General features: G+C 35.7%; 16 protein-coding genes and 1 tRNA gene. 16 read left to right on the forward strand and 1 reads right to left on the reverse strand.

Annotation, left to right across the window (positions count from 1 at the left end):
• The first annotated feature begins 55 nt into the window (after positions 1-55).
• The 11 genes from BBF96_RS03080 (at position 56) to BBF96_RS03130 (ending at position 8,422) form a co-directional block, all read left to right on the forward strand.
• On the forward strand, positions 56-892 hold the full coding sequence (locus BBF96_RS03080; RefSeq protein ID WP_127018166.1) for a DUF4438 domain-containing protein: 837 nt from the start codon (positions 56-58) through the stop codon (positions 890-892).
• A 32-nt stretch (positions 893-924) separates the two neighbouring features.
• Entirely contained in the window at positions 925-1,485 is a 561-nt protein-coding gene (locus BBF96_RS03085) for a flavin reductase family protein (protein WP_127015785.1), read from the forward strand.
• Between the two features lie 128 nt (positions 1,486-1,613).
• Positions 1,614-1,907 (forward strand): DUF2103 domain-containing protein, encoded by a 294-nt coding sequence (locus tag BBF96_RS03090; protein ID WP_127015786.1) that lies wholly within the window; start codon positions 1,614-1,616, stop codon positions 1,905-1,907.
• Between the two features lie 63 nt (positions 1,908-1,970).
• Complete coding sequence (locus BBF96_RS03095; protein ID WP_127015787.1) at positions 1,971-2,930, forward strand: ABC transporter ATP-binding protein; 960 nt, start codon at positions 1,971-1,973, stop codon at positions 2,928-2,930.
• Complete coding sequence (locus BBF96_RS03100; RefSeq protein ID WP_127015788.1) at positions 2,927-4,123, forward strand: ABC transporter permease; 1,197 nt, start codon at positions 2,927-2,929, stop codon at positions 4,121-4,123. The genes BBF96_RS03095 and BBF96_RS03100 overlap by 4 nt, the downstream gene beginning before the upstream one ends.
• Positions 4,124-4,395: 272 nt before the next feature.
• Positions 4,396-4,473, forward strand: a tRNA-Pro gene (locus tag BBF96_RS03105).
• A gap of 390 nt (positions 4,474-4,863) precedes the next feature.
• A complete protein-coding gene (locus BBF96_RS03110) occupies positions 4,864-5,286 on the forward strand; it encodes a gamma-glutamylcyclotransferase family protein (RefSeq protein ID WP_127015789.1) in 423 nt (140 codons plus the stop codon).
• Positions 5,287-5,598: 312 nt separating this feature from the next.
• Positions 5,599-5,799 (forward strand): ATP-binding protein, encoded by a 201-nt coding sequence (locus BBF96_RS03115; RefSeq protein ID WP_127015790.1) that lies wholly within the window; start codon positions 5,599-5,601, stop codon positions 5,797-5,799.
• A 408-nt stretch (positions 5,800-6,207) separates the two neighbouring features.
• A complete protein-coding gene (locus BBF96_RS03120) occupies positions 6,208-6,726 on the forward strand; it encodes an MFS transporter (RefSeq protein WP_127015791.1) in 519 nt (172 codons plus the stop codon).
• A 221-nt stretch (positions 6,727-6,947) separates the two neighbouring features.
• Positions 6,948-7,244, forward strand: a complete 297-nt coding sequence (locus tag BBF96_RS03125) for an MFS transporter (RefSeq protein ID WP_127015792.1) — start codon at positions 6,948-6,950, stop codon at positions 7,242-7,244.
• Positions 7,245-7,495: 251 nt separating this feature from the next.
• Complete coding sequence (locus BBF96_RS03130) at positions 7,496-8,422, forward strand: DUF1848 domain-containing protein (RefSeq protein ID WP_127015793.1); 927 nt, start codon at positions 7,496-7,498, stop codon at positions 8,420-8,422.
• A gap of 427 nt (positions 8,423-8,849) precedes the next feature.
• On the opposite strand, the gene BBF96_RS03135 is transcribed toward BBF96_RS03130, so the two are convergent.
• A complete protein-coding gene (locus BBF96_RS03135) occupies positions 8,850-10,001 on the reverse strand; it encodes a pyridoxal phosphate-dependent aminotransferase (RefSeq protein ID WP_127015794.1) in 1,152 nt (383 codons plus the stop codon).
• A gap of 194 nt (positions 10,002-10,195) precedes the next feature.
• On the opposite strand from BBF96_RS03135, the gene BBF96_RS03140 reads away from it, so the two are divergent.
• From BBF96_RS03140 to BBF96_RS03160, 5 genes are all read left to right on the forward strand, one after another.
• Positions 10,196-10,450 (forward strand): OadG family protein, encoded by a 255-nt coding sequence (locus tag BBF96_RS03140; RefSeq protein ID WP_164730873.1) that lies wholly within the window; start codon positions 10,196-10,198, stop codon positions 10,448-10,450.
• The gene (locus BBF96_RS03145; RefSeq protein WP_127015796.1) at positions 10,447-10,818 is read left to right on the forward strand and encodes a biotin/lipoyl-containing protein; all 372 of its coding nucleotides are present in this window, start codon (positions 10,447-10,449) and stop codon (positions 10,816-10,818) included. Before BBF96_RS03140 ends, BBF96_RS03145 begins: the two co-directional genes overlap by 4 nt.
• Before the next feature lie 15 nt (positions 10,819-10,833).
• Positions 10,834-11,949: a sodium ion-translocating decarboxylase subunit beta gene (locus tag BBF96_RS03150; protein ID WP_127018167.1), complete on the forward strand. Its 1,116-nt coding sequence runs from the start codon at positions 10,834-10,836 to the stop codon at positions 11,947-11,949.
• Between the two features lie 24 nt (positions 11,950-11,973).
• Positions 11,974-13,305, forward strand: a complete 1,332-nt coding sequence (locus BBF96_RS03155) for an oxaloacetate decarboxylase subunit alpha (RefSeq protein WP_127015797.1) — start codon at positions 11,974-11,976, stop codon at positions 13,303-13,305.
• 1,017 nt (positions 13,306-14,322) lie between these two features.
• The gene (locus BBF96_RS03160) at positions 14,323-15,144 is read left to right on the forward strand and encodes a M23 family metallopeptidase (protein ID WP_127015798.1); all 822 of its coding nucleotides are present in this window, start codon (positions 14,323-14,325) and stop codon (positions 15,142-15,144) included.
• Positions 15,145-15,323 lie beyond the last annotated feature (179 nt).

Here is a 15,323-nt window from a genome sequence, read left to right on the forward strand (position 1 = left end):
TACTTGATTTTAAAAGGAGGCTGTGAAATTGAAGACAAATAAAGATCGACTTGTAATGCTTTCAGTTAAAGGAAAGGTTTCCCATCCTGTCAAAGGTAATGGTTACACTGTGACCCATGAAGGTGAGCCGGTTTTGCTTCCAGGTGTAGGAGGGATTACCTATAATGTCAAAGTAGGAGACAACTGTATGAAATGGGTTGGGGATCATGTAGAACCTGGTGTGAGTATTAAGTTAGATGAGGAAAAGGATAACAATGCATTAAATATTCTAGCCTGTATTGGCAACAAAGCTATTGTTCGTACTGGAGATGCTAAGGGTGCGGAAGGATTTGTTACTGGAAAACACGGTGGAATAGAACATGTATTAATATATTTTGATGATGAGACATTGGAAAAGCTAAATATAGGAGATGAGATTTTGATAAAATCTATCGGTCAGGGTCTGGCAATTGAGGAAATGCCAGAGGTAAAGGTAATGAATTTAGATCCTGAATTATTAGAGAAAATGAACTTAAAGTTTGATGGCGAGCTTCTAGAAGTACCAGTAGTGGCAGAGATTCCTGCTGAACTAATGGGTTCCGGTCTTGGGGCTTATACCGCAGCCCGCGGGGACTATGATTTGACCACTGCTGATCCGGAAGTTTTATGCCAATATGGTCTGGAAAATTTAAGATTTGGTGATCTTGTTGCATTATTAGATACAGATAATTCCTACGGTCGTTGTTTTAAGAAAGGTGCAGTCAGTATTGGTGTTGTGGTTCACAGTAATTGTGTAATTGCAGGTCATGGGCCGGGGATTACTACAATCTTTACTTCAGCTAAAGGTAAAATTCGTCCGGTAAGGTTTGAAAAGGCAAATATTGCTTATTATATGGGAGTGAGGGATTTTTAAATTGTAAAGAAGAGGAAGAGGAGGTTAAGGTAATGTCTAAAAAATTATTAAAGCCGACAACAGCTTTGGCGCCGGTCCCGGTAGTATTGGTTTCATGTTGTAATGAGGCAGGTGAGAGTAATATTATAACCATTGCCTGGGTCGGTACTCTCTGTTCTGAACCGCCATTAATTGGAATTGGGATAAGAAAAAGCCGTTTTTCTTATGATATGATTAAAGAGACAGGTGAATTTGTGGTTAATCTACCATCTGAAAATCTTGTCTGGACAACGGATTTTTGCGGAATTAATTCAGGAAGAAATGTGGATAAGTTTGGAGAACTGGAACTGACTCCGGTTCCGGGAGAAAAAGTCAATGCGCCTTTAATTGGTGAATGTCCGGTGAATATTGAATGTAAAGTTACTAAGATTCTGGAATTGGGTAGCCATGATCTATTTATTGGAGAAGTAGTAGCGGTTCATGCTGAAGATGATGTTTTAGATGAAAATGGACGTTTTTGTATGGAAAAGGCTGGTTTAATTGCCTATGGTAGTGGAAACTATTGGAGTTTAGGTCGATCTCTAGGTTCTGCAGGTTTTTCAAAGAAGAAATAATTTGAATATGAAAGGGGGAACCAGCAAAGGTTCCCTTTTAGTTGATTTGGGCGGAAAAAATGTTGAATCATTTTATAAAAAATGTTATAATAGCTTTATCTTATTAATTATAAAAGGGATGGAGTAATATGGGTGGAAAATATCGTGCAAACAAGATTAAACAGGAGCATACTATAATTGATGATATTTATCCACTTTTACTAAAGATTTCAAATTTAGAACAAGTACATAGTATTATACCTGGACGGATCAACCGACGCAGTGGGAGTGGTATTCAGCCCTATTTACAGTTAAAGTATAATACGCCATCTGGGATTAAACTTATTGCTAAAACCAGTTCCTCATTACAGGAAATTTTTGTAGTGACAGATAATCCGGAAGAAACAATGAAATTATTACAGCAGATGGATTTTGTGAAATAAGTATTGAAAAAATTTAACTTGAATTCAGAAATTAGAAAGACAAGAATAATCTTTTTATGAGTGGTGAAGAACTTGAAGGAGGTAGAAGATAATATCGGAATGGATTCAATTTTACAATTAGAGGGGGTAACCAAAACCTTTACAGATGTGGAAGCAGTGAAGAATGTTTCCTTCTCTGTAAAAAGGGGAGAAATTTTTGGGTTTTTAGGTCCCAATGGAGCTGGTAAGACCACTACCATCAGAACGATTATGGGTATTATTGCCCCTGATAAGGGAAAAATTTCTTTCTGTTTTGATGGAGAGGCTGGGCATCGATTAGCTGTTCAAGAGGATAAGAAGAAAGTAGGTTATTTGCCAGAAGAGAGAGGTATTTATTCCACCACTAAAGTTATGGAAACTATCCTTTATTTTGCAGATTTAAAGGGTGCAGATTTGCAACAAGCAGAAAAAGATGCCCGAGAGTGGTTGTTAAAATTAGATTTGGCAGACTATCAGGATAAAAAGATTGAAGAACTCTCTAAAGGGATGCAGCAGAAGATTCAATTTATCATTGCTGTTATTCATCGGCCCCAGTTGGTAATCTTCGATGAGCTTTTCTCTGGCCTCGACCCAGTGAACCAGGAGCTATTTAAAGAAATAATTAAGGAATTAAGAGACCAGGGAACTACTGTGCTTTTATCTTCTCACCGTATGAACTTGGTGGAAGAATTATGTGATCGTATTTTTTTAATTAATAAAGGTCAGAAAGTACTTTACGGCTCTTTAGACAAAATTAAGGATGACTTTGGAGTAAAGAAAGTATGGATCAGGTACAGGGGAGAGAAGAAGATCAAGCCTTCCTGGCCTGAAATTAAGGATTTCACCCAGGATAAAAATGAAATATGTTTTACCTTGCCTAAAGGGGTGAAACCAGGGGAATTACTCTCCCAGGTGTTGCAAGATTTAGAGATTGAGGAGATAGCCGTTAATAAGCTATCCTTGCACGATATCTTTATCGCTACAGTAGGAGATGATAAAAGATGAGGGATTATTGGAAGGTAGCTCGTTGGGAAATAAGGAAGAGCATTAAAGACAAGACTTTTCTGGTAATCTCTTTGTTGATTCCCCTTTTTATCATCGGGGCGGGTGTGATTCCCACGCTGTTGGCAGAAAAGGAAGGAGCTTCTAAGATAGAAATTGCTATTCTGGATGAAAGTGGCCAACTGGCCTCTGCTTTAGAAGAGAGATTAAGAGATTCCAGTTTTAATCTGGTTCAGATAGGTGGTAAGCAAGCTGAACTGAAAGCCAGAGTTAAGGAGGGAGATTTAGATCTTTTTCTGTACATACCGAAAGATTTTTATTCTACCAATCAAGCCTTTGTTTATTTTAGAAACCTTAATATTCTGGAAAATGACATAGAAGATATTTTGAGTGATTTGGCTATTGATTACAGATTGACCCAGGTTGGGTTACAACCAAGGCAGATTAAAAGATTGGTTCGCCCTGTAAAACTTACTCCTGTTCCGTTATCGCGGGAAGGGGAAAGTAATGTTTTCAGTATGTTCATTCCTTTAATTCTGGCTGGCATGATGATCCTTTCTTCCTTATTTACTGGCAGTATATTAATGCAGAGTATAATCAAGGAGAAGAACGATCGGGTAGTAGAGATTGTTTTATCTTCTATCCCTGCCAATGATTTAATAAAAGGGAAGGTAATAGGCTATGGTCTTTTAGGCTTATTGCAAATGGCATTATGGGCCAGCGTAGGGGCGGCTGTAGCCAGTTATTATTTGGACTTTTCTCTGGGTTCCTTTTTGGAAGGAAAACTGTTTTTAATGGGCATATACTTCTTTCTGGGTTATTTGCTTATGGCCGGGATGTCTAGTCTTTTGGGAGCAACAATCAAGGATTCGCAATTTGGTAACCAATCGGTAGGGTTAGGAATGATGCTATTTATTGTTCCTATTTATTTTTTAAAGTTAATTGTGAAAAATCCCCATGGTTTAGTACCTAAAATTCTGTCCTATATCCCTCTAACTACTCCCAATACCATGTTATTGAGGTTAGGGATTACCCAGATTCCTTTTTGGGAAGTGGTTTTAACCATCTTGATCTTGGCTGTTTTTGATCTTTTATTGATAAGGTTTGCCGCTAAAATCTTCCGCGTAGGTATACTTATGTATGGTAAAAATGTCACTTTCCGCGAAGTTTTCCGCTGGGCTAAGCTTAATATTTAAATTTGTTCAAAAATTCCGTTGTTTTTAAGGGAGGGGTGGTGGAAGGGCTTTTAACTGACTTATTTTAGGTTTTAAGCCATCCAGGATTTCTTCTATTATGTGAGGTCTTTATTGATTACCAGAACCCCCTCAGGATCTACCTGTTTTAAAAAAATCAAAAGGTAGATTTGGTTGGGAAGAAACCTGTCTCCAAAATTTTAGTACAAATAAATTTTAAAAATCCCTTGACATTTCGAAATGTTTATGGTAACATTCTATTGTCGGGACGATGTCGGGATGTGGCGCAGCCTGGTTAGCGCGCACGTCTGGGGGGCGTGAGGTCGCCAGTTCAAATCTGGCCATCCCGACCATTTTTTATTTTGTGAAAGATTGTCACCTAATTGAGGTGTTTTTTTTAATATGAAGGGAATTATACTTTTTCGTAGGTTATGGATAACATTTGGTATAGATAATTTATAAAAAACTGCACAAAGCTAATTTTGAGCAGTATAGAAATTTTTCGCTAAACCATCTTAGTGAGATTGAAAAGAATGGCCTTATCACAGGATGTGATGAGCTAATCAAGGGCCAAGAAGGCCCGGTGGTTAGTGGGCCTTATTTCGAATGAAATCGAACATTAGATGGTTCGAAAAATTTCTTTATAAAGCGAAAAATTAGCTTTATGTAGTAAAATAAGATTAAGTGCCCGGAAGGGCATTTTGTTCTATCAAGGTAAGGATTAGAAAGGATAGTGGTCCGGGATGAATAATCGTTTATTTGTTTATGGAACTTTACGGCCTGGTGCAGCAAAGCATCATCTTTTAAAGAAAGGTGAAATTATTAAGATTGAACCGGGCTGGATTCAGGGAATACTCTTTTATCTTGAAGGGGGTTATCCTGGCCTGGTTCTTACAGATGAGTGTAATGGTGAAAAGGTTTTTGGTGAAGTAGTAACCTTTGCTGACCTCAATTCTATTTTACCTGATCTGGATGAATATGAAGACTATGTTCCAGGTTCAGAGGAGTGTGAATATGAACGAATTTTGACAATGGTTCAGACTGAGAGAGGGCCGATTGAAGCTTGGGTATATGTAGTTAATAGTTCTAAGGCTTATGAGTTATTATTTTCAGGAAATAAGATAGATGGAGGAGACTGGCTTGAGTTTGAGAGAGTAAGAGATTGATGAGAAAAGGTCGGGAGGGAAAATCTATAAAATATTATGGTCGAAGGCCAATTTGCTCTTTTTATACTATAATGGTTAATGCCCTCATTTTTTGTGAATGGTATAACAGGTTCGATGAAAACCTGAAAGAAGCCCATCAGCTGTAGTGATGGAGAGATTAATTTTAAATAGGTAAAATGTAAAAAAATTTTTATTTAAATATATCGTAAAATCTTAATATATGGATATTGACATATAACTTTCATTCTGTTAAAATAAAAATACCTCACCAGGGTATAGAAAATAGAAAATAAACAATGGAGGGACTACAAAATGAAAAAAGCATATATTGACCCCAAAAAATGTGATAGGTCACCTTTTTGTCCTGCTAAGCGAGTTTGTCCAGTACAAGCTATTACACAGGAAAAGAATAGTATCTTTAGTACTGGGCCAGCAAAAGTTGATCCTGAAAAATGTATCGGATGTGGTAAATGTCTAAACTTCTGTCCAGGCCAGGCTATTACTATGAGATAGATAACATTTGTTATATGATTTTTCAATATTACCTGGATAATCCCCAATCCAGTTAAATGGAAAGGGGCTTTTTTTATTTTATGGTTAAACTGCAAAAAGCTAATTTTTCGCTTTTTGAGAAATTTTTCGTTGAACCATATTTAGTGAGATTTATTTCGACTGAAATTGAACTTTAGATGGTTCTAAAAATTTCTTTTGAAACGAAAAATTAACTTTTTATAGTAAAATTATATTTTAAAGGATAATTTTTTATTATAACAAATTATATATATAAATATCCGTAAACTGAGAAAAGGGTAGGAAAGTGAAAGTAGTAGTGAAAAAAAAGTGAAACACTTTACGATTTTCAAAAATCGAAATTTTCTTTTACTGTATCTTGGAGGTCTGGTATCCCGGTTGTGAGATGCTATTTACTATGTCGGTTTAAGCTGGTATGTGCTGGATTTATTTGATTCTGGGTTGGCCCTTGGTATACTTATGATGTTTGCCACTTTACCAGGTGTCATCTTTGGACCCTTTAGTGGAGTTTTAGTTGATAGGGTGAATCGGAAAAAGTTAATTATCATAATGGATTTTGTCAGAGGAATTATTATTCTAGTTTTGACCCAACTGTTATTACTAGATAGGCTTTTGTATTTGAACTTATTAATTGGTACTTTTCTAATGTCAATATGTAGCACCATCTTTAACCCAGCAATTTCAGCATTAATTTCTAATCTGGTGGATGATGAAAATTTGAGTAAAGCGAATTCATTGGAAAATTTGAGTCGTAATTTAACTGGTATTTTAGGGGCAGCGTTAGGTGGGTTGTTACTTGGATTTTATGGTGTAGCAGGTATATTTTTTCTGAATGGAATATCCTTTTTACTATCTGCAATTTTGGAAATTTATATTCAAATGTCTGTGTTGGTTGATAAAAATAAGTAATCACGCAAAGATGGCAACATATTCTTTAAAGATTTAATAGAGGGAATTAAGTATATTGTTTATGATCGTCTTTTATTTGCAATCTGTGCAGCATCTATTGCTTTAAATTTCTTTTTTGTCGGGGCGCTGGGAGTTGTCTTACCTTATATTGTTAAAGAAATAATGGGACTTGAAGAGTTGCGATTTGGTATGGTGGAAGGTTTTTTCTAGCTGGGGCCATTTTGGGTTCGCTGGTAATAACCTTTTTACTAGAGATTAAAAAATTCTATCGGTTAACAATAATTGGATTGACTTTACATGGGGTTGTTTTAACACTAATTGGAATTGCCGTAATACCTGATGTAATGAATATGATTTTGATTTCCTCTTCATATCTAATTATTACCGGACTTATGTTTATTATGGGTATAATAAATGTTATGATTAATGTACCTATTATAACTCTTTTTCAGAGGAAGGTACATGACGGGATTAGAGGACGATTTTTTGCAATTCTCAGCACTTTACCCAGGGTTTGATTTCTTTTGCATATTTTATTTCAGGCTTCTTTTTGAGGATTTTCCCTGCTCATTTCCTGATTATATTTGGTGGTTTGGCGATTATACTTGTTACAATGAAAATGACAAGAGTTGAAGAATTTAAACAGTTATAGGCTTAAGTTTAAAAGTAGGTGATGACATCAGTAGTTGAATTTTCAATCACTGATTTTTTTATTATCTGGCTTTTACTCAAAAATTACGGTAAAATAAAAAGAAAAAAGGTGATTTAAATGATTATTTCCGTCAGTCGGCGTACTGATATAGTTGCTTTTTATATGCCGTGGTTTATGAATAGGGTTCGGGCAAATAAAGCGGTTTACTATAATCCATTTAATTTCAAGGGCTATGAAATCTCATTAAAACCGAAAGATGTTGATGTGCTGGTTTTTATTTCCAAGGATTATCAGCCGTTACTTCCATATCTTGATGAATTAAAGTCCAGATATAATCTTTATTTTCACTATACCATTACTGGACTTAGTGGTATTTTTGAAGAAAGAGTTCCTCCGATTGAAAAGACTATACCATCCTTTAAGGAACTAGCGAAGAGGACTTCATCAAAACAGGTAGAATGGCGATTTGATCCGATTGTTCTCACTAATATTACTCCACCTGAATTTTACAGGAAAAAATTTCTTCAGATTGCTTCTAGATTGGAGGGATACACTCATAGATGTTATTTCAGTTTTGCTACCATTTATGATAAAGTCAAGCGTAATTTTAAGAAGTTAAAGAAAAAAGGGATTCAACTAATGGAACCTGATTTGAAGCTCTGGCGCCAGCTAGCTGATGAATTAGCTTCTTTAGGCCGGCGATATGGAATTCAGCTTTATAGCTGCTGCAATGATTTTTTGATCAGTGATATGGTGAAAAAAGGTCGGTGCATAGATGGGGAACATTTGAGTCAGCTCTTTAATCTGAATAAAAAGTTTCACACCTATCCAACCAGAGAAGGGTGCGGCTGTGCAAAATGTGTGGATCTGGGAGTTTATGATACCTGTCCTCATGGTTGCATCTATTGTTATGCTAATGTGAATAAACAGATTACCTGGAAAAATTATAAAGCTCACTCTCCAGAAGAAGAACTTTTAATTAAGGGAAAGATTGAAGTAGTAAAAAGACTAAAAGAGGAAAGAGAACAGATGTCACTTTTTTGAGGTGTAGATGAAAATTACATATGTGATTTTGTGGAGTGTAGCAAAGAAAAATACCCTCGAATCGAAGAAATGAGGGTATTTTTTATATTTAAAATGATTAAATTGCAAAATGCTAATATTGGGCACCATAAACTATTTTAGTGAAATTGAATTTCGTCACAGGAGGTGATGAGCTAATCATAAAAACTAAAATTATGGTTAAACTGCAAAAAGCTAATTTTAAGCGCCATAGAAATTTTTCGTTCAACCATCTTAGTGAAATTTCAGTCGAAATAAGGTCTCATCACAGGAGGTGATGAACTAATCAAGGTTCAGGATGACTCATTGATTAATGTGCCTTATTTCGACTGAAATCGAACTTTAGATGGTTCGAAAAATTTCTTTATGAAGCGAAAAATTAGCTTTTTGCAGTAAGATTAATTATTAATTAAATGTTTATATTTTTAAAACGTTGGATTGCTTTTAGAAGCATTTCATCACTGGTAGCAAAACTGATTCTTACATAATCATCAATACTTTCACCAAAGGCAATTCCAGGTACTGTGGCAACCCCGCATTCTTCCAGGATATATTTGGATGCTTCCAAAGATTTCATATTTAATTTGGAGATATTTAAGAGCATGTAGAATGTTGCCTGTGGAATGATATAGGGGAAGATAGTTTCTTTTAATCCATCGATTAATATTTGTCTTCTCTTTTCATAGGTTTTTCTCATATCTTCAACATCATTTTTCAATACATCTGAAATTTTACCCATTATACCATATTGGGCAATACTGGGTGCGCAGGTGCCGATATGTTGATGAAGCTTATTAATTGCTTTAGCAATTTCTTTTTTTGCCACAATATATCCCAGTCGAAGACCTGTCATAGCAAAATTTTTTGAAAAACCTGAAGTGATGATGATCTTTTCATAATCATAATTTAACATTGAATAAAAACTTTCTTTCTCATAGACGATATCACTATAAATCTCATCTGAGATGATAAATAAATTTTTTTCTTTTGCCAGCTGGACAATCTCATCCAGGATTTCTTTGGGCATCAATTGTCCACTTGGGTTATTTGGGTTGTTGATAATAATAGCTTTAGTTTTATCGGTAATTGCTTTTTTAATATCTTCTATAGTAGGAATGAAATTATTTTTTTCATTTGTTTTAACAGAGACACTTTTGCCGTGGGCAATGGTTATCATGTGTTTATAGCTAACCCAGGCAGGTTCCAGTAAGATAACCTCATCACCTGGATTTAAAATTGTTTCCAGGGCCAGATAAATTCCTAATTTACATCCAGAACATAATATGATCTGATCTGCTTCAATATCATGACCGAGTTCTTTGGCCAGTTCTTTTCTTAAATCCAGAACACCCTGGCTTTCAGTATAGTGGGTATAGTTGTTTTCTAAAGCCTGGTATAGACCTTCTTTGATAGGAACAGGTACGTTAAAATCTGGTTCTCCAATACTTAAGTTAATAATATCTTTTCCAAGCCTTTTCAATTCTAACGCCCTTTGTGCAACCTGCAAAGAAGCAGAGGGAGCAATTACATCAACTTTTGCAGACAAGCCAAAATTCCCCATATTTTATCCTCCTTTCGGTAATATACACTTTCTAAATTCTACATTCTTTTCAATATTCCTTTTCAGTTAACCAAAAGAAAATTCATAATAATAATTAAATTTATTGTTGCTATAAAAGGAAAATGCATAGTTGTTGACGAATAATGCTTAGTGGACTAGCTAAATTTATAAAATTATTAGAAGGAGGATTGAGAATGGCCCATTTTAATGAAGCACTACAGATATCAATTATAAGTATCGGTATTGTATTTGCCAGTTTATTAGTTTTTAGCTTCTTGATACAAATCATGGGCAGCTATTTTCAACGGATTGATATGAAAGATGATCAATCTGCCTTACTTGAAAGAAAGAAAATAGCTGCAATCATGACAGCATTTCAGGAAGAATTTGGGGACCGGATTGTTGAAATTAAAATTTCACGTATAAATAGAAAGGAGAGTTTAAAATGAAAAAATATCTGGTAAAAGTTGATGATGAAGAATTTGTTGTTCAAATTCGCCTTTTAGAAGAGGAGGAAAAGAATACAGCTGCAGATAAAGAATCGGTTTCCGAAAGCAAACCTGAAAGTCATGTGGAGACAAAAACTGCGCCGGTTAGTGGTGAAGAGGTCAAAGCTCCGCTTGGTGGGACAATCTTAAAAATTAATGTTCAGGTTGGATCTAAAGTTAAAACTGGTGATTTACTAATGACCCTTGAGGCGTTAAAGCTGGAAAATGAGATTACCGCGCCTTGTGATGGTACGGTGGCTGAAATTTTAATAACTGAAGGCGCTACTGTTGAAATAGGAGAAACTTTAATTATCATTAATAAAGAATAAGAAATGGGTGAGAATATGTTAGCAGAAAAGTTAATCTCACTGTTATATAGTACCGGATTTGTAACTGTAAGTTTAAAACAATTAATTATGATTTTGATTGCTATTATTTTGATTTATCTGGCAATTAAAAAACAGTATGAGCCTTTGTTATTGATTCCTATTGGTTTTGGAATGTTATTAGCTAACATTCCATTGACCCATTTAATGGAACCAGGTGGTCTATTATACTATCTGTATCAAGGTGTTAAGACAGGGATTTATCCACCATTGATTTTCATGGGAGTAGGTGCTTTGACGGATTTTGGTCCCTTGATTGCAAATCCGCGTAGCATCCTTCTTGGGGCTGCTGCTCAGGTGGGAATCTTTATAACATTTTTAGGTGCAGTTTTTTTAGGTTTTTCCTTACCTGAAGCTGCATCTATCGGAATTATAGGAGGGGCTGATGGTCCAACTGCCATCTTTTTAACATCCAAATTAGCTCCTCATCTTTTGGCACAGATTGCGGTGGCTGCATATTCGTATATGGCACTGGTACCGATTATTCAACCTCCAATTATGCGTCTTTTAACCACTGAAGAAGAGAGAAAGATTAAGATGGAACAGCTTCGCCCGGTAAGTCGAAAAGAAAAGATTGTCTTTGCAATTATGATTGCTGTTGTTGGGATTTTCCTTTTACCATCTTCAGGAGCACTATTAGGTTCACTGATGTTCGGTAATCTTTTGCGTGAGAGTGGGGTTGTAGACAGGTTAGCAAAAACTGCTCAAAATGAATTGATTAATATTATTACTATTTTCCTGGGTTTAACTGTTGGTGCTACTGCTTCGGCAGAAACATTTTTAAGTTTAAATACAATAAAAATAATTATATTAGGTCTTGTTGCTTTTGCTGTTGGAACTGCTTGTGGTGTTTTGTTTGGAAAACTGATGAAAGTTTTAACAAAAGGAAAGATCAATCCTCTTATTGGAGCAGCGGGTGTTTCTGCTGTACCAATGGCTGCACGGGTTGTGCAGAAAGAAGGCCAAAAAGCCAATCCTGGCAATTTCCTTTTAATGCATGCTATGGGTCCTAATGTAGCAGGAGTAATTGGTTCGGCTATTGCTGCAGGTAGTTTATTGGCACTGTTGGGTTAAAATTGTACATAGGGGTGATTTAAGTTGGCTAAACAGGTGAAAATTACAGAAACAGTTCTTAGAGACGGTCATCAATCTTTGATGGCAACCAGGATGAGAACTGAAGATATGCTTCCTGTTGCAGCAGAACTGGATGAAGTTGGTTATGCTTCTCTGGAAGTCTGGGGAGGGGCTACCTTTGATAGCTGTCTTAGATTTTTAAATGAAGATCCCTGGGAACGGCTTCGTTCTTTAAAGAAAGTAATCAAAAAAACACCATTACAAATGCTTTTGAGGGGACAAAATCTTTTAGGATACCGTCATTATCCTGATGATGTGGTGGAACGTTTTGTTAAGAAATCTGTAGAAAACGGAATTGATATTATCCGAATCTTTGATGCTTTAAATGATGTGCGTAATCTGGAGGTCGCAATTCGAGCAACCAAAGAAGCAGGAGCACATGCTCAGGGTTGTATAGTATATACAACCAGTCCTGTACATGATATTTCTATGTATTTAGAGCTGGCCCATAAGTTAAAAGATATGGGAGTTGATTCTATCTGTATTAAAGATATGGCTGGACTTTTAACTCCCCAGGTAGCATATGAACTGGTTAGCCGGATTAAAAAAGAGATTGATTTGCCACTCCAACTCCACTGCCATTATACCAGCGGATTAGCTGCTGTAACTTATATGAAGGCTATAGAGGCAGGAGTGGATATAATCGATACAGCTTTCTCCAGTTTTGCTCTTTCAACATCACAACCTGCCACTGAGACTATGGTAGCAATTTTGGCGGAAACGGAATATGATACAGGGATTGATCTGGAAAAAGTATCTATGCTAAATCGGCATTTTAAAGATGTTAAGAAGAAAAGAGAAGAATTTGTAGCTGTTAGTGGTATCGATCCAGAGGTATTGGTTTATCAAATTCCTGGTGGAATGCTTTCTAATTTAAGGAATGCTCTTCGACAGCAAAAGATGCTGGACAAATATGAAGAGGTTTTAAAAGAGGTACCTCGAATTAGGGAGGAACTGGGCTATCCGCCTCTTGTAACACCAATGAGTCAGATAGTTGGTACCCAGGCAGTTTTCAATGTCATTACTGGCAAGCGTTATCAAGTTAAGTCCAAAGAGATCAAAGATTATGTAAAAGGATTGTATGGTAAATCCCCTGGGCCAATCTCTGAAGAGTTTCGTAAACAGATTATTGGTGATGAGGAACCAATTACCTGTAGACCAGCAGATTTACTCTCACCTATATATGAGAAGAAAGCAGAAGAAATTAAAGATCTAGCCCGTAGTGAAGAAGATGTGCTTTCATATATTCTCTTCCCTGAGCCCGCTTTAAACTTTTTTAAGAAGCGAAATGGGTAAAGATAGATAATAATCAGGAAGGTCCTTTATCTCTTTTTTTAAGATAAAGGACCTTCTTTATTGTTTAGACAAAAGTGCCTTACTGGTACGAAAAAAGAGGTCCACAGTGATCTATGCTTCGGTTATTGAAGAGTTTAAGAAACCCACAGCAATCTTTCGACTTACCTTGGATCCGTTTTGACCCTACAATAACCTTAGCTCGATGATGATCGATTATAGAAGACAATCAAATAAGGTTGAATTCACCCAGAATTTATTATGATCTTTCGACCATAATAAATCCCTGCTTGATCGATCATCATCTTAGGTCGACCCATATCGATTCTTGACGACCCCATCAGTATCTTCCGACACTGATAAAGCCCTGGGAACCGATACAGATCAGCCCTTTGGCCCATATGAACCTAGAAATGAGTTCATATGAACCGCCGGTCGACTGATACGGAACTATTTAATACGATCCCGTATCAGTCTGCTCTCGACCACTGTGAACCTCACGTTTATTATAGTGTCCAGAAAGAGAAAATTTATACATGAAAAAAGTTTTTTATATATTGATTAACTTCTGGGGCATCCTGATTTCAGAAGAACGAAGAATAGCGATCTTGGAATTGAAATTGAAAACTATTAATTCAGCAAGGATTTAATATTAAGGTGGTCTATAAAAATTTTAACCTTAGTGAACCTGATATAAATACATATTTCCGAAAAAGTTATAAAAATAGGTGAGGTTGTTAACAAACCCTTCTTTTTTAGAGACTTGCCCGTGCACTGCCGGAAAAACTAAATATAATTTCTGAAGCGTATAAGTCAAGGCTTAAAGCCAAGATGGCGGAGCGTCCAGTAGCGGAAGAAATTATATTTAGTTTTTCTATTCCTCTGTGGGAACAAGTTATGTGCACTTCCCCTTTTTCAACAGCCTGGGTGGTAGTTCCTTTTTTTATTTGATGTTGAAGGAAATTCATTATTAATGATGGAATTGATTATTATTAGGTTTAAAGATAAGGAGTGAGAAAAATGGAACAGAGATATAAAGAGATAGGAGTAACGGTACTGGGTTGGTGGATATTTTTTAGCAGTTATTTGGTGTTGGCTCTGGTAACTATTACAGTGGTTCAAAAATTTAAAATTGGTTTAGACTGGCGTCTAGCTTTTCCTATCTTTATTAAATGGGAAATAATACTGGGAGTATTGGCATTGATTATAGCAGTTGTTATGCATATTTATAAGTTTTATCTTAAACGGTTTATACTGTTAAAGGGGTTTATAAGGACTTTCTTACTTTATTTTATCAGTTATCTGTTGACAATAGTAGTTGTGCCTTATCTTTTGGCTTTGCTACCGTTGGCCCGGGTGATGGTCGATGAGATTGAGTCCCACCTTTCTTTTATAATGATTATTCTTGTCATTTTTCGAATTTTCCCACAGCGAAATTATAATGATCCTAAAGGACCAAAATTTAAATTACCGTTGACCAACATTAAAAAGAATGATATTAAACCGTTTGGAATTTTTCATCCCGGGATAGATTTTGTAAAAGAGTGGGGTACTCCTGTTTATGCAGCCGGTAATGGAAAAGTGGTCACTGCCTGGCCTTATAAAATTTATGGAAATATGGTTAAGATTGAACATCAAAATGGTTTTAGCACTGTATATGGTCATTTAAATAAAATTTGTGTTCAGTATGGTCAGATAGTTAAAGAGGGTGATCTGATTGGCTATGTAGGTAATACCGGGCATTCATTTGAACCCCATCTTCATTTTGAAGTTAGATATAAAAATCGAGTAGTTGATCCGGAAAAATATCTTAAAGGAGCTAATTGGAAAAAAAAGAATTAAAACCAGATGCTTAAGGCTGTTGGCAATATATCAGGTCAACAGCCTTTTATGTTATTAATTTTATTTCTGAATAATAATAAAATTATAAAAAGTTTAAACTTTATGCAGGTATGAGTAAAATCGTGACGAAATATTTATTATAAATTAAACTACAAAAAGCTAATTTTGAGTGCTATAGA

It is taken from the genome of Anoxybacter fermentans, from assembly GCF_003991135.1.
GTDB lineage: Bacteria > Bacillota > Halanaerobiia > DY22613 > DY22613 > Anoxybacter > Anoxybacter fermentans.